The 1,054-nt window shown below is 52.9% G+C and carries 2 protein-coding genes; both read left to right on the forward strand.

All coding sequences use genetic code 11. The annotated features are described in order from the left end of the window. The coding region (locus tag AOA59_RS01305; protein ID WP_218212191.1) for a hypothetical protein at window positions 1-705 on the forward strand (705 nt) is incomplete at its 5' end. Then, window positions 702-1,054 (forward strand): PoNe immunity protein domain-containing protein (locus tag AOA59_RS01310; protein ID WP_143522748.1); only part of this gene is annotated, 353 nt, incomplete at its 3' end. The genes AOA59_RS01305 and AOA59_RS01310, both read left to right, overlap by 4 nt.

Raw genomic sequence — 1,054 nt, forward strand, 5'->3', positions numbered from 1 at the left:
GGCGGCGACGAAAACGCCGAAGCCTTGGGCAAGGCCATCGGCGAAATCGCCTGGCAGGTCGGCAGCATTGCAACGGGGGTGGGCGGGGCTGCGAAAGGTGGCGTGGCGCTGGCCAAGGCGGGGATCAAGGTTGGAGCGCAGCAGCTTGAAAAGATGGCTGAGGTGGCGAGCCTCGCCAAATTCGACAAGCTTGTAGCACGCGGCGGGCAGTTCAACCCTAACGGCACCCCGCTGATGGACTTCCGCGCCATGACCAACGCGCAGAAGAGCATCGTCGGGGACATCATGGGTGGAGAGCAAATCAAGACGTTGGTGCCCGGTGCTGAAAAAATTGGCCGGGCTCCCGATATTGGCCAGACAGGCATTGACGATTTGTACAAGGTAGATAAGCCTGGTGTCGACTACCTGATTGTTGAGTACAAATTTGGCTCGTCCAAGCTGAAGCCCACCCGAGATGGGCTGCAGATGAGTGATGATTGGTTACAAGGTAGCTCTACTAACTACAATCGGATTCTGGAGTCTGTCAACGGTAATGAAAAAGCTGCTGATAGCATCAACAAAGCACTACAGGCAGGCCGTGTCGAAAAATGGCTAGTCCATACAGACCCGTTTGGAAATGTCACTGTCGGCGTCCTGGAAAAAAATGGAAAATTTGTAGCTGATCCAGTTGCCACATCAAAACTATTAGGAAGGGCCGCTAAATGATTCGCGCACCATTAGGGGAAATAAGCTACTGGTCTGAGTGGATTGAGTACAACGACGATTACATAAAAAAAGAATCTGTAGCCGCTGATAACAACTCAGGTGATCAGAATTACGCGCCCCAATTCCAATTTACACTTGCTCAGAAACACTGGCACCAAATTCTGCGCAAATACTCAGCCGGATGCCCAATTACTGACTTGGCGCATTATTTCCCCGGTCTGTTAGATGCTTGGGAAGAAGCTGAGCGGCTCGGAGCAGCAGTGTGGACTGCAGAGCAGCAATTCACCCGGCACCACTGGCGCGTCAACTACGACCACTACATCGTTTGCTTCTGGTTGGTCGGCTTGGC

The organism is Pseudomonas sp. 2822-15, assembly GCF_002742515.1.
GTDB lineage: Bacteria > Pseudomonadota > Gammaproteobacteria > Pseudomonadales > Pseudomonadaceae > Aquipseudomonas > Aquipseudomonas salomonii.